Raw genomic sequence first — 23,372 nt, 5'->3', positions numbered from 1 at the left:
TTTTCCCTGAACTGCCGCTGTCTTTAAAGGCAGCGGCTACTTTGAATGAAAACAGAAAGACATAAGACAGCATAAGCGACGGGGAATCAAACCAATTCTGCTGCTTGCTCAGTTCCCGAAGTAGTATTACCCGCACTATAAGAATGAGAACCAACCCCGGCTAAATGGCCTTGAGACACGATCAGATATTCCTCCCTAATTGGTTTGTTCCCTAACCAACACTCTAATATTTCTCTGACTCCCGCCGCATATCGCGCTTGCGCAGACAGGGTAGTTCCTGATGTATGTGGTGTCATGGCGTGATTTGGCATCGATCGCCAAGGATGGTTTTTGGCTGGGGGTTGTGGGAACCAAACGTCTCCGGCATAACCAGCCAAATGCCCAGATTCCAGAGCATCCGCTACAGCATGCTGATCGCATATTCTTCCACGGGCGGTATTAATTAAATAAGAGCCTCGTTTCATCTGTTTTATTAATCGCTCATCAAAAAGGTATTCTGTTTCCGGATGCAATGGGCAATGAATCGATACCACATCACAAACTTTCACCATGGATTCAACAGAGGGGTGATAAGTCAAATTCAGTTCCTGCTCCAACTGTACTGGTAGTCTATGCCTGTCGGTATAATGCAGTTTTACAGCAAACGGTTTTAAGCGTCTTAAAACAGCTAATCCAATTCGGCCTGCAGCAACACATCCCACTTGCATGCCTTCCAAATCATAAGAGCGACTGACGCAATCCGCAATATTCCACCCGCCATCAATTACCGTATTGTATTGTGGAATAAAATCCCGCACCAAGGCTAAAATCATCATCACGGTATGCTCAGCAACACTGATGCTGTTACAATAAGTGACCTCACAAACGGTGATATTATGTTCCATGGCCGCTTGCAAATCGACATGATCCGAGCCGATACCTGCGGTGATAGCGAGCTTAAGCTTAGGTGCACTTTCAATACGATCACGAGTTAAATAAGCGGGCCAAAAAGGTTGGGAAATGACGACAGTGGCTTCTTTTAGCTCCCTGGCAAATACTGAATCAGAGCCATCCTTATCAGAGGTTACTACCAATTGATGCCCATTGCTTTCAAGAAATTGTCTTAGTCCCAATTCACCACTCACAGAACCTAGCATTTCACCTGGAATAAAATCAATCGAATCAGGATTAGGTAAACTTTGACCATCAGGATATTGTTTCAATTCTGGAATGGATTCTCTTGCATAGTTTGGAGGAAATCCCCCCTTAGGATCATCATAAAGCACACAAACAATTTTTTGCTGACTCTGGCTGAACATACCTGACTCCTTTTCATAGTTTGAAGTAAAAACATCCTGATTTTTTTACAGCGCTCACTATACTTGATTTAAGTCATTCATCTCAATAAAAATACTATTCATAAAAGAATTCATGATCTGTTTTAGGGACTGTCCATGATGTATGATGAACAATGATGACCTGAACAATTATGGAATAAATAACCATCTCAAAAGAAAGGAATAAGTATGTCAAGACGTGAGTGGCCCGCCAATGACTATGCCATTGGATCTTACATTCAAGCGACTGTGGCTGAAGAATATTTACCCTACCTAAACATGAAGCCCGCCGACAAAGTATTGGATATCGGCTGCGGTAACGGTGCTTTTACAAAAAACATTCTTATGAAAGTGCCTCAAGGCTCTGTATTAGGTATAGACGCTTCCGAGAATATGTTACATTTAGCCCAAGACGTGAGTAAGGAATATCCTAACTTTTCAGTCCAGAAAGCCGATGTACTCACAATGGACTTCCACTTACAATTTGACTATGTCGTCTCTTTTTGGTGTTTGCAATGGGCTTGTGCCAATATTCAAAAAGCATTTTTAAATATCGTTAACGCATTGAAACCTGGGGGAAAATTCCTTACTCTTTTTCCAGCAGGAGACGATCCGTTTATCATGAGTTATTATGCTTTAAAAAAATCAGGGCAATTTGCATCCTTGCATGATTTTATCCCTCCCGTAGATTATTCTCACTTAAAGAATCTGGAAAAAAAACTGGAGTCGTTAAGCTGTCAGGAGCTAAAAGTAAAGCTATGCCGACAATCCATTACCCTCCCTTCCCTGGATGTTTTCAGGAAATTCGTCAATGGAATTGCTTTTTATCAAGGACAATTGCCGAATGAAGAGATACAAAAAATCAACGAAGCTATGGTTCAATATTACGATAATGAATGCCAAGCCAAATATAATGGTGAATATCAATTTAATTTCACTATCTATTTAGTAACCGGCGAAAAATAAAAAAGTAAGCAAACAAAAAAGAAGACTTGTTCTACGACTATAGATCTCCAGATAAAATGGGGGGGCGATGCACTTAAAACGGACTTTATCATTAACACTGCTGGCCTTTTATGGGCTTGGAACTATATTGGGCGCGGGAATTTATGCCCTTGTTGGTGAGGTCGCAAAAGAAGCGGCACAATTTACCCCTCTATCCTTCTTAATCGCCTCCATCATCGCTCTTTTTACTGCCATTTCTTATGCAGAATTAAGCTCCAGGTTACCGCTTAGTGCAGGCTCTGCTCTTTACGTGCGGAGGGCATTCCATCAAAAATGGCTATCTGGCTTAATAGGTTGGATTGTGGTTTTAACAGGTGTGATCTCGGCAGCCACCCTATCCCATGGTTTTGTCAAATATTTTCAATTGTTTTTACCCTTACCACCTTCTCTCATCATCACTATATTAACTGTCATTTTAGCGGGAGTTGCTGTTTGGGGTATTCGTGAATCAGCGACTCTTATCCTGTACATGACGCTCATGGAAGTGGGTGGATTATTGATGATTATTTATTACGGTCGTTATTCATTCGCTTCTATCGACATCCAATCCTTCTCTCTTCCTCATTCTTTTGATGGGGTGCTTATTGGAGCTTTTATTGCTTTTTATGCTTTTATTGGTTTTGAAGATATGGTTAATACAGCAGAAGAAACAATAAATCCTGAAAAAACTCTTCCAAAAGCTATTTTTCTTGCTTTAATATCCGCAACCATTTTATATGTTGCAGTCGCCTGGGTTATCGTTTCGACCATACCATCCAATGCTTTAGTCAAAACGGACATGCCCCTTATTGAAATTATTAAGCTTCAGGGACAATCCCCCTTGTTGTTTTCAATCATTGCACTAATTTCTATTACCAATGGAATTCTGGTGCAAATTATTATGGCTTCGCGACTTATTTATGGTATGGCTAATCAACAAAATGCCCCTCAAATATTCTCCTTTGTTTATTCCAAAACGCAAACACCAGTCAACTCGACCTTACTGGTGTCTCTTATTATTTTACTCTTTGCCTATGCCCTCCCTATTACAACCCTGGCTAAATTAACCAGCAGTATCATATTGTGTATTTTTATCATCATTCATGCCTCGCTAATTAAAATCAAACTGACAAAAAAGAAACCAACAAACGCCATTTCATTCCCTATTGTTTTCCCGATGATTTCCATTTTATTAACCCTGGCCTTTTTGATCATACAGTTTTTTTTAAAGTAGATTATTTCTCCTAAATTTTTAACCCGGTGTCACATAAATTTTGGCAATCAACAGAATGATTGTCTGTTTTCAATTCACTGCTCCTCTCTGCCTGTATCCCTCGTTTAAAATGCCGCATGATCCCTCGCCCCCTGCTTAGAACATTATACTCATCTGCCGTCCTTGTTTAGAAAGCGCTTAGTGCCGCTATGCTATACTTCTTATAAAAAGGCAAGCATTCTATGGATATTAGAGACATCAAATCCTTTCTCGCCGTCGTCGAATACCATTCTCTCACCTTGGCAGCTAAAAAATTGCATGTCACTCAATCAGCTATGAGCAAACGCATTCGAAAAATAGAGGACGAGTTAAATGTACGTTTGATAATTAGCGAGGGTTCCAAATTAATTTTTACCGAAACAGCCAAGCAGCTTATTCCTTATGCCAGGCAAATGCTTTCCGCACATCAAAATATGGTTCACACCCTGAAAAACTCGCAACAATTCACGCAAAGCATCATCATAGGGGCTTCCGTGTATGTGTCTCACTACGTATTGCCAGGCTTTTTTAAATACTTAAAGGAAACCCATCCGACCATTCAAGCGCATCTGAAAACCATTAGTGAAAAGGAAGTCGAGTATATTCTGAACCACGGCACGGTTGATCTGGTAATCTGCCCGGCACGGGAAGTATCTGAAAAATTATTGGGCAATTGTTTGCTCTGGGAGGAAAAACTGAATTTGGTTGTAGCAGCAAATCATGAGCTTGCCCATAGAACATCCGAGCTTTCACTCTCAGAACTTTCAGAGTACCCGGCCATCTTAACTGAGAAAGGAGCAGCATTGCGTGACAAGCTTGATACCCTATTTGAAAAAAATCAACTGGTACTAATCCTGGGTTTTGAAATGAGTACTATCGATGCCATAAAATCTCTAGTAGAGTACGGTTTAGGCTGGAGCTATCTGCCTGATAGTTTACTGTCAGAAAAATTAAAAATCTTAAAAATAAAAGACCTTGAACTAACAATCTCATTTCATGCTTTTTATCTGAAAAAAAGAATCAGTGACCGCTTGATTAATGACCTGCTAAGCAACTTTAAAAAATGGCAAAATCGCGATAATTAACAGGAATGAATCTTTTATGAAAATAATTGGCTTTATCACAAAAAACATTCGGGTTCATATAACAGATTTTTATCACTAATATTGCAATAGACAGAACCTCCACTTCATTGATCCTTTTGAACATATACTATAATTAATCATAAGATAAATCCAAGTCACAGCAATATGATGAAAATTGAATCATTTCAATACATTCAAAACCAGGGATGGAGTATCCCAACATTTCCTGAACTCGACTCCGAAAATACCTTAATTTTAGTTTTTGCCAGCCCCATCTTTAGGGCAAACAGCAAACCAATTGAAGAATTGGCTCAAGCCTATAAAAAATCAAAAATCATAGGATGCTCCACTGCAGGAGAAATTTTTGGGCCTAATATTTTTGATAACAGCATTTCGGTTGCAGTAGTTCAATTTGAGTCAACGAAACTTCAATTGGCAAAAACAGAGGTTAAAAGCACTGAAGAGTCTTATGAGGCAGGAGTTCATTTATCAAAATCATTGCATCAAAAGCAAAATCCCCAAAGCATATTTGTTTTGTCCGATGGCTTAAATGTCAACGGTTCCGAATTAATTAAAGGATTAAACCAGCATGCTGGCAAAGGGGTTATTATTACAGGGGGTCTAGCAGGAGATGGTGCGGATTTTAAAAATACCTGGATTATTTATGATGGAAAAATTGTAGACCATTGCATTGGGGCAGTAGGGTTTTACGGTGATCAAATCCATGTAGGACATGGTTCAAGAGGAGGTTGGGATATTTTTGGACCAGAAAGAGTCATTACACGGTCTAAAGCAAATATTCTCTATGAACTGGACAACCAGCCCGCGCTAAAACTCTATAAAACCTATCTTGGTGACAGAGCTTCTGAATTACCAGCGGCAGGCTTGCTTTACCCTCTTGCTATCCGTAACCCATCCGCACCAGATTCTCAGCACATTGTGCGCACTATTCTGGGAGTCAATGAAGAAGAGCAATCCCTCATTTTTGCTGGCGATTTACCTCAAGGATACTATGCCCAATTAATGCGTGCCAATTTTGACCGCCTGATTGTCAGCGCCAATGAAGCCGGAGAAAACGCTAATGATAGACTTTTTAAAAATGGAAACTTGAATACACAACCTGTTTTGGCAATCGATATTAGTTGTGTCGGCAGAAGATTGGTATTAGGTGAACTTACGGAGGAAGAGACCGAAACAACATTACAATCACTGCCTCCCAAATCGATACAAATTGGCTTCTACTCTTACGGTGAATTATCACCTCTGGCAACAGGTACCTGCGAATTGCATAATCAAACCATGACCATTACGACCCTGTTAGAGAGTCCATAAACCAAAAAGGAATTCAGTAATAATGACAGAAATGCATCGGTTGTTGCAGCGACAGTTAAAAAAATTTGGTTTTACTGCTGATGGATTACCACAAAATCTGGAGAGTTGGACTCAATTTATTGCACATATCAATAAAACATACTACGAAAACGATCAAGACCGATATTTATTAGAGCGCTCTATTGATATTTCTTCTAAAGAAATGAGGGATATCAATGCAAAACTCGAATACGCCCAGGATATAGCGCAAATTGGGTATTGGCATTATGACGCTGACACAGATACCGCAACATGGTCCAAAGGACTATTTAAAATTCTGGGTTTGCCGCCTAGTAATGTGGCACTAAACTATTCTTCATTTTTAGATCTTGTGCATCCTAATGATAAAGCAGGGTTAAAAAATGTGGTCGAAAAGGCCCTCAAAGAAAAAGAAGATTATGATTATGAGCTTAGAGTAAGAAACGGAGACAATGATTACAAATGGTACCGAACGATAGCAAGAGCCAATCCTCATAAAAACGAAATTTCCGGGGTTTTGATGGATATCTCCAAAAGGAAAATTATTGAAGAGCAAGTTCATGAACTGAATAATAAACTGGTTTCAACAGCTCGACTTGCCGGGATGTCGGAAGTAGCCACCTCGATACTTCATAATGTGGGCAATATATTAAACAGCGTCAATGTTTCTGCCATTATTCTGAAAAAGAATATATCCAAAATTCATTATAAAAAACTGTCCGCTATAAAAACCATGCTTGACGAAAACATCAATCAATTAAGCGAATACTTGTTACAGAATCCAAAGGGTAAGTTAATTCTTCCCTATTTGGACGCGTTATCGAAAACCCTGCATGAAGAATATGAAGAAAACATGAAGGAATCCAACAGTCTGGAAACTAACATTAATCATATTAAAGAAATCATAGCCATGCAGCAATCATTGAGCGGCTTATCGAATTTAACAGAGAAAATTTCAATCCATGATGTGATTCTTAATGCGGTAAAATCAGTCATATTGGACAAACATCAAATTGATGTCCGTATTGAGATTGAACCGGATATCAATGAGTTTATCACTGATAAATCCAAGTTATTTCAAATTCTTACTAATTTACTCGCTAATGCAAAAGATTCTGTTTTATTACACGAAGCGAATGATTCCAGGAAAGTTGTTATTTCCATTGGGAGAACTGAAAAAAATCATATTATGATTAAAATAAATGATAATGGAATTGGAATTCAAAAAGATAACCTGGATCGAATTTTTTCTTTTGGATTTACAACCAAGAAAAATGGTCACGGCTTTGGACTGCACTGTTCTGCAATTTATGCACGGGATCTGGGTGGTACACTTTATGCTGAAAGTAATGGCAATGGCAAAGGAGCTCAATTTGTATTAGATTTGCCCATCAATCCCAAAACCTTGAGTACGAGGTAGAAATGAGTACTGAATCTTTTCGCATTCTGGTCATTGATGACAACCCGGCAATCCATCAGGATTTTATGAAAATCTTAAATGTCAGCAAGAACTCTGTATTATTAAATAAATTTGATGCCGAGCTGTTTGATGATGAGACAGAACAACTTGGGATTTCTTTGCCTGAATTTGAAATCGATGTAGCGACTCAAGGCATTGAAGGCATAGAAAAAGTGAAACGCTCACTTGAAGAAGGCCGGCCATACCCACTCGCTTTTGTTGACATAAGAATGCCCCCGGGGATAGATGGGATAGAAACCATCAAACGCATTTGGGCCATTGACCCGCAAATACAAATTGTTATATGCAGTGCCTATTCCGACTACTCATGGGAAAGCACAGTAAATACCTTGGGTTTAAGTGATAATTTATTGGTGCTAAAAAAGCCCTTTGATGTGATTGCAGTAAGACAGCTGGCAAGTGCTTTGACACAAAAATGGGTACTTGCCAGAGAAACTCAAAAACACACTGAATTTTTAAATCAATTGGTCGAAGAACGAACCGAATCTTTACAACAATCCTTCTCATTATTACGGGCAACGATTGAGTCCTCTTCGGATGGCATTCTGGTTGTTGATTTACAAGGGAAAATCGTTGATTACAACTCTCAATTCGTCAAATTGTGGAATATCCCCGAATCCATCATGAAAAAAACCAGTGAATCCCAACTCATTCAGTATATGTCAACGCAATTACTCAATTCAGAACAGCATGCCCAACATGTTAAAGAATTTTCTATTCACATCGATGATTCCAGTATACAAATTTATCATTTTAGAAATGGTAAAGTAGTTGAATGCTGTTCCAAACCGCATCGCGTTGGTCCGCAAACAGTAGGCCGTGTATGGAGCTTCAGAGACATCACTGAACAAACGCGATTAAAGGAAAAACTGGAGTATCAGGCTACTCATGACGCATTAACCAATTTACCCAATCGCTTGTTATTAATTGATCGTATTGAACATGCTATCAGTAGCTATGCCCGCCATAAAATGAAATTTGCCATATTATTTTTTGACTTGGACCGCTTTAAAATGATCAATGACAGCTTGAGCCATGAAGCAGGCGATCAATTACTGTGTGCCGTTGCTAAACGATTACGATCTTTGGTGCGAAAAGAAGATACTCTCGCCAGACTTGGTGGGGATGAGTTTGTAATGCTTTTTCAATCGTTTAATTCTGAAGAGCAAATTGCCGGAGTAGCTCAAAAAATCCTCAAATCCTTTCAAAAACCATTTCATATCGCGGAAAGAGACATCAATATTCATGTCAGCATCGGTATAAGCGTTTATCCAACGGATGGCAAAACAGTAAACACTTTACTCAGTAATGCGGATATGGCGATGTATCAGGCAAAATTTCGCGGCGGTAACCAATTCTCATTTTATACAGAGAAACTCAACAAAAAAACAAACCAGCAATTTCAGCTGGAATTAGACTTGCAAAAAGCGATTATCCATCATGAGTTTTTCCTCCTCTACCAGCCTCAATTTACAGTTAATACTCATGAGATTCGTTCCATGGAAGCATTAATCCGGTGGAATCACCCGCAAAAAGGTATTATTTTACCCTTGGATTTTATTCCTACTGCCGAAAGTTCAGGGCTTATCGTACCGATAGGGGAGTGGGTTTTGCGGGAAACCTGTAAACAAATTGGTACCTGGCGCACAATGGGGCTGCCTGAAATTCGTGTCGCTTGTAATGTAGCAAGTAAACAGTTAAGACAACGAGATTTCCCTGCAATGGTGGAGGATCTTTTAAAAGAATATTCAGTTAAACCCCATTGTTTGGAGCTGGAAATTACTGAAAATGTGATTATTGATAAAGAAATACAAAGAACGATCAAAAAGTTGAAATCACTGGGTGTGTTGATTATTTTGGATGATTTTGGCACAGGAAATTCCAGCCTGAATTTATTAAAACAGGTCGCTGTCGATAGTCTTAAAATCGACCAATCATTCATTCAGAATATTTCAAAATCGCCAGGAGATGAAGCGATCATTGATGCGATTATTGCTATCGCACAAAGCATGAATTTTAATATCATCGCCGAAGGAGTCGAAACGCAAAACCAACTCAAATTTCTCAAGAAAAGGCGATGTAATGACATTCAGGGCTTTTTAATGAGTAAGCCTATACCCTCAGAAGAAATAGAAAAACTTCTGCAAGGAAATAGGACAAAATAAGATAAAAATCGCATTGGCATCTATAAGAGCTATCCGATGGATTGCAATTATAGATGCAAGACAAATTACACGGTAATCATAACGGTTTGGTCACGTAAATCATTCTCATCATAATCCATCACATCCATATCCATGACTTCGATATCCATTGGTTCTCGACTCAAATGTCTCCCCCTCCTTCTGGCTTCCTTAAAGAAACCATAGTTTGCCTCACCTGAACAATGATAAATAACCTTTGGTTTATGATCTTCTATAGCCTGTTCGAGCTCACGCATCAATTTCATACCACTATGGTGAAGTTGGTACACATCATCCGTTTGCAGCTCTTCTACAAGCACTGGTTTCGGGTCTTCATCCGTATTCTCTTCCATGTATGGAGTATCAAGATTTGCAAAAATTTTGGAAGTATAATCACCAATAGATTTGGCTTTTACCAAAGTACAATTCATTTCTCTCAACTTCCAGGAGAGGTCATCAAACACAGCTGGGCTTGAGCACTCACTTTTTACCACGTCAATCTCGGAAAGCATTTCAACAATTCTTTCATTTTGAAAAGGAGATACTTTGAGAACTGATTGATTTTCTGATAGCGTCGATTCAACAAAATTTACCAGAGGTTCTGAATTCTTATCCTTATGAAACTGCTTCGCAATAGGGCCACCATGCGTTGTAACAAGTTCTTCATACTCTCTTAAGAGAGTAGTGTATTCGAATATGCTTTGCGGGAGATAAACATTACTCATATAATCATAATAAGCTTTAGACCAGGTTGAACGGTCATTTTGTAATTGATTAAGAAACCGATTATGTTCTATATCCAACTGACGTAACTTATCCTGAATTCTTTCAAAATCGCTGACCGAGTTATCGTAAGAGTCCTTAGTATATATCTGAACCGTGAGAAGTGACGGTAATGCGGGTATCAAAGCAGTTTTGAATTGTCTTTTTAAATCAGTGTGCGCATTGTATGTCGTTGAGAGATTAAATAATCGCTTAAATTTTTCTTCACAATCTTTAAAAATCAAGCGACTCTCGGAACTCAATTGCTTCCAATCAATAGAGTTAGGGAGGTTATTGGCTATTAAACCTGTATAAATTGCACCCGCTCCAAACAAATCCCCTTTAAGATAGCAAAAATTCATTAGTTGAATATACATATCATAATAAAAAGCCCGCAGAGTAGGATCTTCTTGCTGCATCACCGAGAAATTAATCAATGCAGATAAATTGTTAAAGTAATCACTCATCTTATCGATATTTTGAAATTTCTCTCGCGAATCCCCAGGTTTCTTTTCCTTAAAATAAATGAGTTCTTCTCTGGCAATTTTGGTAAGCAATAAGCGGGAATGATCCCTTATGGATTCACTCAAATTATCTAAAAATTGCTGAGCTTGTAATGTAATCGCGGTTCTGTCATTTTTACCATGCTTATAAATTTGCTCGAAAAGAGTATTGAGCTCATTTTCCATCTCGCGATATGCATGGCTATCTAAAATTTTAGGCATATTGATTTCTCTATTATTAAAACATGCAATTAATGACAACAAACGACTTTTATTTATCAAAAAGTAATTGGGTTATACTAAAATAACATAAAAAATTCGACATGTGTTATTAACAAACAATCTCGCTTTTTGGAATTGCATCAATCAGTACTTATTGCAATCACAAACTAGTACTGACCTGAATCAAACGAGCTTCGATGATTAAAGGCATATTTCCTCAACCAGCACTGACACTAACCAAACTTTGACTGGAAAGCTCATTATGATGTAAATCTTCCTTAGAACAGAATGGCTCTCTTACTTCAGGTATCGTGTTAAAAAATCTATGCTGATGGGATAGTATATGTCCAGATTCAGTATATCCAGTTTTTCTATCCCACTCTTTTTTCAGAGAATACGTCTCTTGTTGAGGAATGGTTAAATCTACTTTTTTCTTGGTTTCTGTCGACTTCAGTTGCCCATGATATTTCTTTTCGAAACTCTTTTCTGCCTCATGAAGATGACCAGAACACAGACCAGGCGATGTTTTTTTAGCGTAAGCCCCTTTTTCAGACAGATACTCGATTAATTTATCGGAATTCCCATCTTCCCAACTGAGACCAGATGTTAAAGGGCCCTCTTCATTATCTTCATGATGTAATAATACAATTTTATCATCCATAATGGGCATGGCCATTTGTTCCATGACACTTAAACCACCTCCACGGATAACCACACAGTTACTTCTGGTCATTATTGGTGCCATTTCAACATCAGATTGATTCCCCAGGAGAATAATTTTCTTACGTATCTCATCACGCGTGGGGGCAGGGTAAGAATTGATGATTTGATCGATACGTGCGGCAATGGAATCATTAAGCCCGCCGAAAAGAAAAATATGCTCATACCCCTGATTCAATAAATACTTCGCATAATCAGCTGAAGCATTTGCCGCCAGAGAGCCTATCATGATGGAAGCAATTTTAGCATGCGGTTTGATTGTAATTTTTTCTTTACCATTCAGTACTGGCAGTGCATTTTGCTTTTCCTTTTTATAAACATTAAAGTGCAAATCAAATGACTGGGTCTTATCCAGGTATTTTGTCAATGAAGGGTCTTTAAAGGCATTGCGAATCATAGGGTTATTGCGTGGGTCAATATTATGAACCGCTTTAAAGCCTTGTTCTTTGCCAAAATGCGCCTCTTTAAATGGTTCACTCATATTTACTGCATGTATCTCCATCAATTGCCTTTGCTCTGATGTGAGCTCCTCCAAATTATTCATAAAATGAATACAACCCAGTGAAGGCAAATCGGTCATATACTGATCAATGGCAATAGGCTGATAGGAAGTCCCTCTTTCAGCATTGTATACAGGCAAAAATACCGTATTGTAGTATTTAACGGCATCGCAAATAGCTCCCAAAGAAAGCGCCTGTGTGGAAATTAATCTTGTGTAAGGAGTATTCTGTTTCGCCGCATGCATAAGGCGTTGTAATATATTTTGATAGACTATATTCCTGTTATCCTCTTCAACATGCCCCTTGAAGCTTATCATCGTTTGAATGTCTTCAATACTGGAAGTCAAGTGAGTCGCGTTATTGAATGCCGTGTATTCATATCCCTCCGGGTATATATCCAACAGCATGTCCACATAAGGACGGGTTCTGCCGGTTTCAATTCCATTTTCTTTTTTAGTTTCACTCTGCTGTATTTTAGACATTTGATCCCAAAAGATGGAGGAGCTCGGTAAAACGGGATATCCGATAAACCTCATAACTCCTTTCAGTATGTCTTCCAGGATAGGAAGAGAGGTAAACCAAACACCAATACGAATCAGAACAGATGTAATTGAGAAGGGCTTGTTTTTGTAGAGTTCCGCATGATGCTGCGTAATGACAACATTATCTGTTTTACTCTGTAAATCATTAATGATGCCATGCGTGGCAGAGATATGCCCTGTTCCTCCACTGCTGGCAATAATTAAGGGACGCTCTTTATTATTAGATAGTTGCGATGAAATCCCATCTATATCCTTTTCCCCATCTTCAGCCAAAGCCACTGGCCGTGTTGCGCGATCCAATTGAAATTTTTCCCGCAAGCGGTCAAGGAAATAATCATGATTGGTATATTCCTCTCGATGACCAAGCTCAGCTACCAAATCTTGTCGGGAAATAAAATGCGGGCCTTTGTATTTTGGATTTTTTAAAACACTTTGACTTGGTTTAAAATGGTGAGAAAACTGATCATCACACAAAATTTGTTTTTCTTCCTCAGTAAGCGGCTGATCAGTGGATAATTTATATAAAATAGAATTAATTTGAGAATCAACCAACGACGCAATGGAACAGAAGTGATCGTGAATTACTCCATCGTACAAGCCATTGTCTTTATCCCGCACAACAGAATACATTTTATCCTGAGCAGGTATTCTATTCCAGGCTTTGGTCACATCAACTGGCCATCCTGCCAGCCAAATTAAAGGCGTGAGTAAAGCATAAACTACACCGGCCAGTAGGAAGCGACCATAAGTCAAAGGGCTCCACCAATTTGCTGTTTGCAATTCAGGTACAATAAAACCAAATACTAGAGAAGAAAGAGAAGTAAAAGAGCGTTCATTATTCAACTTGACTTTCATGCCCTTCTCATGAAGTTTTGCTGCAGCAATTGTTGCTACCGCCCCACCTATACACATACCATCAAGGCAGATGTTCTTAGGGTCGGCACCAAGGCTAATTAGCCTTTGCACCTGAGCCAGAATATCGTCGACAAGATTATTTTCTGTCCAGACAAGACCGCGACTGTAATCCACGCCTCTGTAGTTGAAGCTGATGGCCGTAGCGCCCAGATTTTTTGCCGTATAGTTTAAATCCTTTATCCAATTGATGAAATTTTGATCCCGCGCAATACAGGTAATAATAAACTTGCGCTCCCCCATTGGTTTTTTTTCTTCGTCTTCACCTGTAACTTGCACTGAATCCAATTCAGATCCATCAGGAGTTTTTAAGGTGAAAAATTCAATATTAGGTTTGCGTTTTGTTGTATATGAGACATAACCATATTTTTCATGCAGTTGTTCATAAACATACCCTCTCATTTTAGGGTCCAGGAACTCCAATCCCTTTAGATGAATTTTTGACCAATCGAATGCCCTGCCTTTGCAATACTTTTGTTTTGATTTGCCCTGAACAAGCGCATCGATCTCGGCAAGCAACTTGTTCACATGATTGATATCATTCTCATTATCGTAATGTAATCTTGTACGTAATCTTGGTGTTACAAAAGGAAGAGCCGCAATGGTATTGGCTATTTTAATCAGCGTGTCATTAAACCATTTGTGAGGAGGCCGTTTTTTGAAATTAATGACAACAATATCATCCTCTGGACGATTGCTTGTTTTAGTAAGATGTATTAAACGTTGTTGCGGAATATTATTAGGATTTAATGCCACATGAGTAATATTTCGTGCCAAGAAAAAAGAAACGACCCAACCAGGTAGCCTAAATGGGGCCTTCAGAATATCCAGTATATGTTGCCAGAATGTTTTTTTTTCTTTTTCAAGACTGTAGTAGTTGTATTTTTTATGCATATTAACTTCTAAAAATTAATTAAATCAAAGTGGCACTATCTATTGCAATCCTATAGGGTTAATATATATGCAAACAAATAGTAAAAATTGTGCACATTTTATCATGTTTTATTACACTTATACAATCAGAAAATTAGAACTTTAGGGTTATTACCATATTTTTCTAAAATTGCTGTGCAAAGTATGGGATTATATTTTCAAGTTTAAAAAACATTTCAAGATTCTCTAGTTAATAATGTTTCTGACTGCTGCTATTCTAACAAAGCAACCTGAAGCATTTATTAACAGATACCCCTAATTTGCGACACAATGAGGCCTTGCATAACCTGACATCTCTCTCTAAAAAAAGCACGTGCCCCCGAACTTTTTTGCTTTGAACTCAGACTTGCTAGAATGAAACAAAATACTTGCTTTTATTGTTATTTTGTAAAAAAATCAATAAATCTTCGTATCTTAGGCTGTAAATATCGGCTTGCCTGATAATAAAGGTACACCGATAAACTGGACTCTTGGAATTCAGGCAAAACCTCAATGAGGCGCCCATCTTGCAATGCTTCAGTCACTATGTATTCATGTAATTTGATAATTCCCATCCCAAGTAAGGCGCACTCACACAAAGCACGACTATCATTGAGCCATAACACAGGTTCAACATAAATCTGCTCATTGTCTTTAAATGTAACCAAATTATCAGGATTTCGCATGCTGTGAGTGATATAACGGTGCTTCCCAAGTTCGGAAGGTGTTTTGGGAATACCATTTTTTGCCAGATAATCCGGCGATGCGCAAAGCACATACCGTGTTGTAGAAACTCGCTTGCGCACCAGTTCAGGGGGACCCTCCATAGAAACACCAAAAAGCACATCAACGTTTTCCTGAGCTAAATCAGGAAATCTTTCCGCCAATTCAATTTTAATCTGCAATTTTGGATTTAACTCCATGAATTCTGGTAAATAAGGGAGAAGAAATCTCATAGCAAAATAACGGCTGCTAGTAACATTTAATATGCCCACCGCTTCATTCCGACTATTAGCAATCGCTATTTCTGCCTCATTCAACTCCAAAAGAGTCTTTTTGCATTGCTGATAATAGCGAGCCCCGATGTCAGTTAATGATAATTTTCTAGTTGTTCTCACCAACAGCTCTGCTTTTAGCTCGGCTTCAAGACGTGCAATCTGCCTGCTAACAGCGGCTGTAGATACGCCAAATTTTCTTGCGGCTGCTGCAAAACCATGCTCTTCAACAACAGCAATAAAGTAAGTGATTTGATCAAATTTACCCATGATTTCGATTTTATTATTGCAATATAGTTAATAAAAGTTAATTAATTATGATATTGTTAATTATTTTGTCAATAATTATACTGATCTTAACTGTTAATCGTTAAAACTATTCTCATCATGTATCCAAAAACCAAACTTTCTTTCATGACTTTATTATTGTTAATTTCTTTTGCTTCCGTGAATGCTGTCCTATTTACACCGGCATTGCCCAGCATTACTGCATTTTTCAGGATCACAGAACATGCCGCACAGCAGACAATTACCTGTTTTTTGGTTGGTTATGCCATAGGGCAACTTGTTTATGGCCCTACAGCGAATCGCTATGGAAGGAAAAAAACACTTTATATAGGTATTGGCTTGCAAATTATCAGCAGTCTTCTATGTGTATTGGCCGGAATGATTTCCATGTACCCGTTGCTTGTTTTAGGACGATTTCTATTAGCCTTAGGATCCGGTGTAGGACTGAAGATGACTTTTACTTTGGTTAATGAATGCTATGAGCCTCAATTAGCCGCGCAAAAAACCTCCTATCTGATGCTGGCTTTTGCGATAGCACCCGGTTTGAGTGTTGCACTTGGCGGCATTTTAAACTCCCATTACGGCTGGGAAAGTTGCTTTTATGCAGGAACTGTTTATGGTGCTATTCTGCTTGCCATGGTCAGGCAACTTCCCGAAACACAAAAAAATCTTCAACTCGAAGCGTTTCAAATGAAACATCTGCTCCAGGGATATGTAAGTCAATTTAAAAACAAGCCATTAATCTCTGGTGGAGCATTAATGGGTGGCGCATCCTGCTTTGTCTACATTTTCGCAGCAACGGCACCATTTATTGCCATCAATTTGCTAGGAATGAGTACAGCAGAGTATGGCGCTGCCAATATTTTACCTTCCTTGGGTCTGACCCTCGGCTCAATCTGGTCTGCTCAATTTGCAAAAAAATACTCGCAACGCGCGGGAATCCAATTAGGCATTTTAATCTCAGGGTTTGCCGCACTGGCAATGATGATGGCCGCGTTAACCCATCATTCAGCGCTTATCAAGCTATTTTTTCCCATGATATTCATCTATTTGGGACTATCTTTTATTTTTGCAAATGCTTCGACATTTGCCATGAGCCATACCTCCGATAAAGCCCATGGCTCCGCGGTTATGAACTTCATCAATATGGGATTGGTTACAGTGGTTATTTTGGGATTAAGCTTACTTCCAATGTCACAATATTTATTACCAGCCATCTACATCATTCTATGCATTTTCATGATGTGGCTATTCTTTTCTTTCATAAAAAGTAATGAAATAATTTCTTCTATCGACAGGAACAAGGAATCATGATGAGTATACAATTGAATCATACTATCGTATGGGTAAAAGATCGGGACAAATCAGCTCACTTCCTTACAGAAATTTTGGGGTTGCCTGAAGCAATTCCATATGGCCCATTTATGGTCGTTGAAATGAGCAACCATGTGAGCCTTGATTTCTGTAAAACAGATAAAGAAATTACCCCCCAACATTATGCCTTTTTAGTAACAGAAACTGAATTTGATGATATTTTTAAACGAATTTGCGAACGTAAAATGGATTATTGGGCTGATCCGGGACAAACCCGATTAGGTCAAATGAATTATAATGATGGGGGTCGAGGATTATATTTTAATGATCCCAATGGCCACCTTCTTGAAATCATTACGAAACCTTATGGTAGCGGGTCTTAAAAATACGACGGGGTTCCTTCGACAGCGAGTTCCATCATCAATTGGTGAGCTCAAAGCTGCAAATTTAAAAAATCAGACCTTCTTATTGTAAATTATTAAGCAAATTTGAACTGTTAATTATGTGAGAGCCTTGTTTTATCAATTCTTTTTTTATTTTTATGAAATCATCTTTCACAAGCGCTTGAGTTGCATCCTCAACCAAATAGCAATCAAATCCCTGACTGAGAGCATCCTTAATTGTAAAATAAACACAAATATCAGCGCACAAACCACAAAAATAAAGTTCTCTAGCGCCTTTTTCGCGCAGATAACCGGCAAGCCCTGTAGTTTTTTTATGCAGATTATCATAAAAACCACTGTAGCTATCTATATTGGGGTCAGTTCCTTTTCGAAAAATAGCTTCAATAGAATTAGTATTTAATTTCGGATGAAATTGCGCTCCAACACTACCCTGAACACAATGATCTGGCCATAAAGTTTGTTCTAAATTCCCCAGCTTGATTTTTTCAAAAGGTTTCCTGCCAGTATGATTGGAGGCGAAACTGATATGATTAGAGGGATGCCAATCCTGTGAAGCAACAATCAGATCAAAACAATGCAAAATGCTGTTAATAACGGGAACAATCGCATCACCATTCGGTACCCCCAGTGAGCCGCCTGGCATGAAATCATTTTGAACATCGAGGATGATTAAAGTCTTCATAAAATTATCTTGAGTGTTCAGCTATCAGTTGATCTCTCTTCATTTTAAGCTCGGTACTTAAACCCACTTTATAGATATGAGGATTAATAAAACGCTTGTATTCCAAAGGCAATCGATCAAAACATTGCTGGCTAAACCTGGCTATTTCTCCAAGTGATTTTTTAGGTAGTAACCGTTTGCCGTTTTCCATCACTTTATGCAGTAATGCTTCTTTTTTATAGTGCTTTATCGAAAGCGATTTTAGAATTTCAAAAGGATGATGCATCATATCAATTTTTTTTTCCGTTTTGAGACAGACAACATCCGCACCTCGATATGTCCCATCTCTTTCGAACACCCTGTAGACTTGCTTTTGATAAGGAATAGTGATCTTTGCAGGGGTATCCGATAATTTAATCCTAGGTTGACCATTTATAAACGCTAATTTATAAACCCCATCAAGAGCCGCATCCGGGGCACCAATCGCGAGATTGGTCCCCACACCAAAAGCATCAATAGGCGCATCCTGCTCTAACAAATTCTTGATGACATATTCATCGAGTTGATTGGAAGCGGTAATAGCCACATAGTTTAAACCGGCCTCGTCTAACATGTGGCGAGCCCTCTTGGCTAACCATGCCAAATCGCCACTATCCAGGCGAATGCCTTTGAGTCTATGTCCTCTCTTCTCCATTTCCTTAGCTATTTTGATTGCATTAGGAATACCACTTTGCAACGTATTATAAGTATCTACTAACAAGATGCAATTCTCCGGCCAAGCTTCAGCATAATCAGAAAAAGCTTGTATCTCGCTATCGTAACTTTGGATAAAGGAATGAGCCATAGTACCCGATACAGGAATTGAATAATCACGCCCTGCTCTGACATTGCTTGTCGAATCAAAGCCACCGACTATGGCTGCACGGCTTGCAAAATACCCTCCAGCACCCTGTGCTCTCCTTAGTCCAAAATCAATTAAAATCCGTTCTCCCGCAACCTGCCTGATGCGTCTGGCTTTTGTCGCAATAAGTGTCTGAAAATTAATAATATTTAATAATAACGTTTCTATGATTTGTGCTTCAATCAAATTGGCTTCGATAATAACCACTGGCCGCGTAGGAAATACAACATCTCCCTCGAGCGACGTATACACCGTACCATTGAACTTAAACTGCTGCAAATAGCGAATAAAGTCAGGATGCATATTCTGATGTTGTAAAAACTCTATATCTTGTTGTTCAAAGCGAAGTTGTTCGAGAACATCCAGTAAATCCTCCAAACCCGCAAAAATCGCATAGCCTCCTTTAAAAGGAAGAGCACGAAAAAAATAATCGAATGTCGCTATGCGCTCATGCTGCCCTTTTAAAAAACACACTTGAGCCATAGCCAATTGATATTGATCAGTGTAGGTTCCTGTGATGTTTATCATGTATATCCTTGTCAATTGAATTGCATTTACTTTGACTATGCGTGGTATAAATTAAACAATTTAATGGAAGGTAACCCACATCTAGTTCCTTTTAATCTTAAATAAAGACAAAATCGCTCTGGTGAGTTCCCTAAAAACTTGACGTACCACTTGTCGGAATAAGGTGTTTTTACTTAAATTATTCAACACGGAGGAATCGTTTTCTTTCTGACTGGTCTGTTGTTTTGCAACTTGTTGCTCAGAGATTAGTTCAGACAATTTCTCTTTCGCAGAGGGCACATCTATCATTTGATAATATTTAGCAAAAAGAGGAGATTGATTCACTAAAACTTTTAATTCCTCATTGCTTAAAGTCCCCATACGCGATTCGGGAGCTCTAATCATCGCTTGGACTAAAGGTGTCGGTTGACCCTTGGCATCCAAGGCACTCACTAAAGCTTCCCCTATACTTAAAGTAGTGAGTAGTTGCTCAGTATTATAATAACTGGATACTGGAAAATTCTGCGATACCAACTTTAAGGCTTTTCGATCTTTTGCAGTAAAAGCACGTAATGAGTGTTGGATTTTTAACCCCAATTGGCTTAAAACAGCCTCAGGGATATCGTTAGGCGTTTGAGTGCAAAATATCAACCCAATTCCTTTAGATCGGATTAGCTTAACTATTGTTTCTATTAAATTAAGTAATGCTTTGCTGGAATAATTAAAAATTAAATGCGCCTCATCGATAAAGAGAACCAACCGTGGTTTGTCCGGATCACCTAATTCCGGCATTTGGCGATAAACATCAGACAGCAATTTCAGCATAAAACTGGAAAATAACTTCGGCTTGTCTTGCATGTTTAATAATCTTAATATCGAGATAACACCATGACCATTTGCATCCGTTCTCAGCAAATCCTGAATGACAAAGGAAGGTTCACCAAAAAACTGTTTCCCACCCTGAGACTCGAGCTCGATGATTTTACGGACAATAGTCCCAATGGATGTGGAAGCGACTCCGCCATATTGGGCGGCAATCAGCTGGTTGCCTCTATCCGTTTGAGCAAATTGGAGCAAAGATTTAAAATCATCCAAATTAACCAAATTCAGTTGATTCGCCTTGGCATACTCAAATAATACAGTGACAACTCCTGCTTGAGTGTCGTTCAGATCCAGCATCAGCGAAAAAAGCAGGGGACCAAAATCATCAATTCTCGCACGTAATGGAACCCCGAGGTCTTGTGGAGTAAGCGTCAATAGCTCTACCGGGAAACCTCGGGGAGTAAAATCGATATGTAACTGCTGGCCTCTCTCCACTAGTTTAGTAGAAGTTTGACCTGGCATAGCCAAACCAGAAATATCCCCCTTAATGTCCATCACTAAACTGGGTACTCCATTTAGAGATAATTGCTCTGCCAATACCTGCATGGTTTTCGTTTTACCTGTTCCGGTTGCTCCCGCAATTAAACCATGCCGATTGAAAGCCTTTAACACTAAGTGAATAGGCGTTTCAGAGAGTAACTGACCATTTAAAACAATGCCGCCCAATTTTAAAGAGGGTAGTTGAATAGACGCATAAGGCTTCCATAGATCATCATACATAATGCTTATCTTCTTGATAATAAGAGTTTTTAAAAGTATAGAGGATTCGTTTTGATTCACCAACTTTTAATCTGTCTTGAAGGAGCTTTAACATGACATCGGGCAGGATGTGTTGAAAGCAAATGCAAATGCAAATGGCGCTATAAAAAAATAAGTTGCTCTTTGAGTAAATCCGCTTTTAATTTTTCAAACAAGTTACTGAACGTTTTACTAAATTGAAAATAAGGGTATTTTGTTTTCTCAAGTTGAGCCATTGAAATATTAAAAGGGATATAAGATTGTTTTGCCTGGAGACGTTGGAAAATTGGACAAATCGCATCGGCTGCTTTGGCTATTTTTGCCTCAAGACTTTTTCTTTCCTCAAACTCATGCCATAAACTATCCAATTCTATCCCAAATGAAGGATAGACAGCACTTAGTTTTTCAAGCGCTTCTAATTCAACTTTTTCCTTATCCTTCCTTGCCGCTAAATCAAAAGCCAGAACATCTCCAGCATAAATTTCAACGACATCATGGATAAGAACCAATTTGATAGTTTTTAATTCATCGACCTCTGTAAATTCTCTTTTTAATTGATTCATGAGAATAAGGGTTATCATAGAGGCTGACCAGGAATGCTCCGCTGTGCTTTCATTCCGTTGAGGATTAGTTACGGTATTACGGAAAACAAGCTTCAACTTATTTATTTCCATAATCAGTTGATACATCTTTTCAATTTTTTCCATATCTTGATTCATTAAGCACTCAAAAATAACCTATATTAATGGATTTTGATTTTATACTCATTTAGGCTTAAATTCACTTTTCCTTGCCCAAAGCAGAGTCTGAATTATATAAACAAGACGAAAGCCAAACTGGAGATTAACTCTCCACGATACACTCACAGTCTATTGGAAAACCCGGACTATTTAAAAATAGTTTGTCAATATCATTTAAGTCTCCTATTCTTAAACTATATGAGGAAATTAATCGAATAAGGATGAGCATTGAAATGCATTCGTTTGATTCAATCGCTGTTGAATTTGATTTAAAAAATCATAGTATGCAAAAAATTGCGATTGAGGATTTAAACATCGATTACCAGGATAAAGATAAAATTTATTGGATACATAGCGATTTAAACCAGAAAAACATCTTTAAAAAATTGCGAGAAAAATTACGATTACCTGAAGAAGTGATTCAATTGTGTGGAGAAAAAGACAATAGATCCACAACCATAGAGATCGATGAAGCGCTCACTTTGCAAATTCAAGGCTTGTGCTCAATGAAGTTGAATGACAATTATGATGCTGATTTTGGCAATTTGATTATTCATCTCACACCAAATTATTGCTTTACAGCTTCTAAAACACTTTCTTCAGTTTTGTTTGACCTGTTAAAAAGCTGCCCAAAATCCTTACCCTATGCCAAAACATCTTGTTTTTTGTTATTTTTGCTTCTGGAAGGAGTAATTAATGATTATGCCAAGATTCATTTAGCTTATGAAGAATTGGCCGATCAATTGGACGCGCAAGCTCGTACCACCAATAAAAATACCTATTCGCAAGTTTTGGAATTAAAACATGGTGTAATGAAAATTAAGCGTTATACCATAGCAATAAGAGAAATATTAATGCGTCTCACTAGCCGAAATATTTTAGTCATCTCAGAGCAGTGTCGAAACTCCTTATATAATTTATCGAATCACTGCCATCTTATTGTCAATGAAATAGACTCTCTTCGCGATATATTAAATGGCTTATTAGGACAAATCGACAATCAGTTGATGCAAAACATGAATGAGACTATGAGAGTATTAACTGCCTTCGCAGCCATATTCTTACCTTTAAGTTTAATTACCGGAATTTATGGGATGAATTTCTACTGGATGCCGGAATTAGGTTGGAAATATGGCTACTTTTGGGCACTTGGATTAATCGTGCTGTGTGCTCTGCTACTGTTTTTAATTTTCAGAAAAAAGAAGTGGTTTTAGGCTAC

The 23,372-nt window shown here is 38.4% G+C and carries 17 protein-coding genes; 9 read left to right on the top strand and 8 right to left on the bottom strand.

Annotation, left to right across the window (positions count from 1 at the left end):
* Positions 1 to 86 precede the first annotated feature (86 nt).
* The gene (locus LPG_RS01425; RefSeq protein WP_010946044.1) at positions 87 to 1,298 is read right to left on the bottom strand and encodes an NAD-dependent formate dehydrogenase; all 1,212 of its coding nucleotides are present in this window, start codon (positions 1,296 to 1,298) and stop codon (positions 87 to 89) included.
* 207 nt (positions 1,299 to 1,505) lie between these two features.
* Between LPG_RS01425 and LPG_RS01420 the strand changes: the two genes are divergently transcribed.
* From LPG_RS01420 to narR, 6 genes are all read left to right on the top strand, one after another.
* Positions 1,506 to 2,282 carry a class I SAM-dependent methyltransferase gene (locus tag LPG_RS01420; RefSeq protein ID WP_010946043.1) on the top strand — a complete coding sequence of 259 codons (777 nt, stop codon included), beginning with the start codon at positions 1,506 to 1,508 and terminating at the stop codon, positions 2,280 to 2,282.
* Positions 2,283 to 2,349: 67 nt separating this feature from the next.
* Positions 2,350 to 3,534, top strand: coding sequence for an APC family permease (locus LPG_RS01415; RefSeq protein WP_010946042.1), 1,185 nt, complete (start codon positions 2,350 to 2,352; stop codon positions 3,532 to 3,534).
* 221 nt (positions 3,535 to 3,755) lie between these two features.
* A complete protein-coding gene (locus LPG_RS01410; RefSeq protein ID WP_010946041.1) occupies positions 3,756 to 4,637 on the top strand; it encodes a LysR family transcriptional regulator in 882 nt (293 codons plus the stop codon).
* Positions 4,638 to 4,805: 168 nt separating this feature from the next.
* A complete protein-coding gene (gene nosP, locus LPG_RS01405) occupies positions 4,806 to 5,969 on the top strand; it encodes a nitric oxide-sensing protein NosP (RefSeq protein WP_015444889.1) in 1,164 nt (387 codons plus the stop codon).
* Positions 5,970 to 5,991: 22 nt separating this feature from the next.
* Positions 5,992 to 7,407, top strand: coding sequence for a NosP-associated histidine kinase NahK (gene nahK, locus LPG_RS01400; RefSeq protein ID WP_010946039.1), 1,416 nt, complete (start codon positions 5,992 to 5,994; stop codon positions 7,405 to 7,407).
* 2 nt (positions 7,408 to 7,409) lie between these two features.
* A complete protein-coding gene (narR, locus tag LPG_RS01395) occupies positions 7,410 to 9,632 on the top strand; it encodes a NosP-associated response regulator NarR (RefSeq protein WP_010946038.1) in 2,223 nt (740 codons plus the stop codon).
* A gap of 65 nt (positions 9,633 to 9,697) precedes the next feature.
* Here narR and legG2 read toward each other — a convergent pair whose 3' ends face one another.
* The 3 genes from legG2 to LPG_RS01380 all read right to left on the bottom strand — a co-directional run bounded on the left by legG2 (position 9,698) and on the right by LPG_RS01380 (position 15,988).
* Positions 9,698 to 11,197: a Dot/Icm T4SS effector LegG2 gene (legG2, locus tag LPG_RS01390; RefSeq protein WP_010946037.1), complete on the bottom strand. Its 1,500-nt coding sequence runs from the start codon at positions 11,195 to 11,197 to the stop codon at positions 9,698 to 9,700.
* Positions 11,198 to 11,354: 157 nt separating this feature from the next.
* Positions 11,355 to 14,705, bottom strand: a complete 3,351-nt coding sequence (sdbA, locus tag LPG_RS01385) for a Dot/Icm T4SS effector SdbA (protein ID WP_010946036.1) — start codon at positions 14,703 to 14,705, stop codon at positions 11,355 to 11,357.
* Between the two features lie 419 nt (positions 14,706 to 15,124).
* Positions 15,125 to 15,988 (bottom strand): LysR family transcriptional regulator, encoded by an 864-nt coding sequence (locus LPG_RS01380; RefSeq protein WP_010946035.1) that lies wholly within the window; start codon positions 15,986 to 15,988, stop codon positions 15,125 to 15,127.
* 117 nt (positions 15,989 to 16,105) lie between these two features.
* Between LPG_RS01380 and LPG_RS01375 the strand changes: the two genes are divergently transcribed.
* Together LPG_RS01375 and LPG_RS01370 are read left to right on the top strand one after the other, a co-directional pair.
* Positions 16,106 to 17,320, top strand: a complete 1,215-nt coding sequence (locus tag LPG_RS01375) for an MFS transporter (protein WP_016356721.1) — start codon at positions 16,106 to 16,108, stop codon at positions 17,318 to 17,320.
* Positions 17,320 to 17,703, top strand: a complete 384-nt coding sequence (locus LPG_RS01370) for a VOC family protein (RefSeq protein ID WP_010946033.1) — start codon at positions 17,320 to 17,322, stop codon at positions 17,701 to 17,703. Before LPG_RS01375 ends, LPG_RS01370 begins: the two co-directional genes overlap by 1 nt.
* A gap of 82 nt (positions 17,704 to 17,785) precedes the next feature.
* Here LPG_RS01370 and pncA read toward each other — a convergent pair whose 3' ends face one another.
* The 4 genes from pncA to LPG_RS01350 all read right to left on the bottom strand — a co-directional run bounded on the left by pncA (position 17,786) and on the right by LPG_RS01350 (position 22,132).
* Entirely contained in the window at positions 17,786 to 18,406 is a 621-nt protein-coding gene (gene pncA / locus LPG_RS01365) for a bifunctional nicotinamidase/pyrazinamidase (protein WP_015444893.1), read from the bottom strand.
* A gap of 4 nt (positions 18,407 to 18,410) precedes the next feature.
* Complete coding sequence (locus LPG_RS01360; protein WP_015444894.1) at positions 18,411 to 19,814, bottom strand: nicotinate phosphoribosyltransferase; 1,404 nt, start codon at positions 19,812 to 19,814, stop codon at positions 18,411 to 18,413.
* Between the two features lie 81 nt (positions 19,815 to 19,895).
* The gene (locus tag LPG_RS01355; protein ID WP_015444895.1) at positions 19,896 to 21,395 is read right to left on the bottom strand and encodes a helicase HerA-like domain-containing protein; all 1,500 of its coding nucleotides are present in this window, start codon (positions 21,393 to 21,395) and stop codon (positions 19,896 to 19,898) included.
* 140 nt (positions 21,396 to 21,535) lie between these two features.
* Positions 21,536 to 22,132 (bottom strand): HD domain-containing protein, encoded by a 597-nt coding sequence (locus LPG_RS01350; protein ID WP_010946029.1) that lies wholly within the window; start codon positions 22,130 to 22,132, stop codon positions 21,536 to 21,538.
* A gap of 254 nt (positions 22,133 to 22,386) precedes the next feature.
* On the opposite strand from LPG_RS01350, the gene LPG_RS01345 reads away from it, so the two are divergent.
* On the top strand, positions 22,387 to 23,367 hold the full coding sequence (locus LPG_RS01345) for a magnesium transporter CorA family protein (protein ID WP_015444896.1): 981 nt from the start codon (positions 22,387 to 22,389) through the stop codon (positions 23,365 to 23,367).
* Positions 23,368 to 23,372: the final 5 nt, after the last annotated feature.

Source organism: Legionella pneumophila subsp. pneumophila str. Philadelphia 1 (assembly GCF_000008485.1).
GTDB lineage: Bacteria > Pseudomonadota > Gammaproteobacteria > Legionellales > Legionellaceae > Legionella > Legionella pneumophila.
Note: the sequence above shows the minus strand (reverse complement) of the source record. Positions and strands in the feature narration are given on the sequence as shown.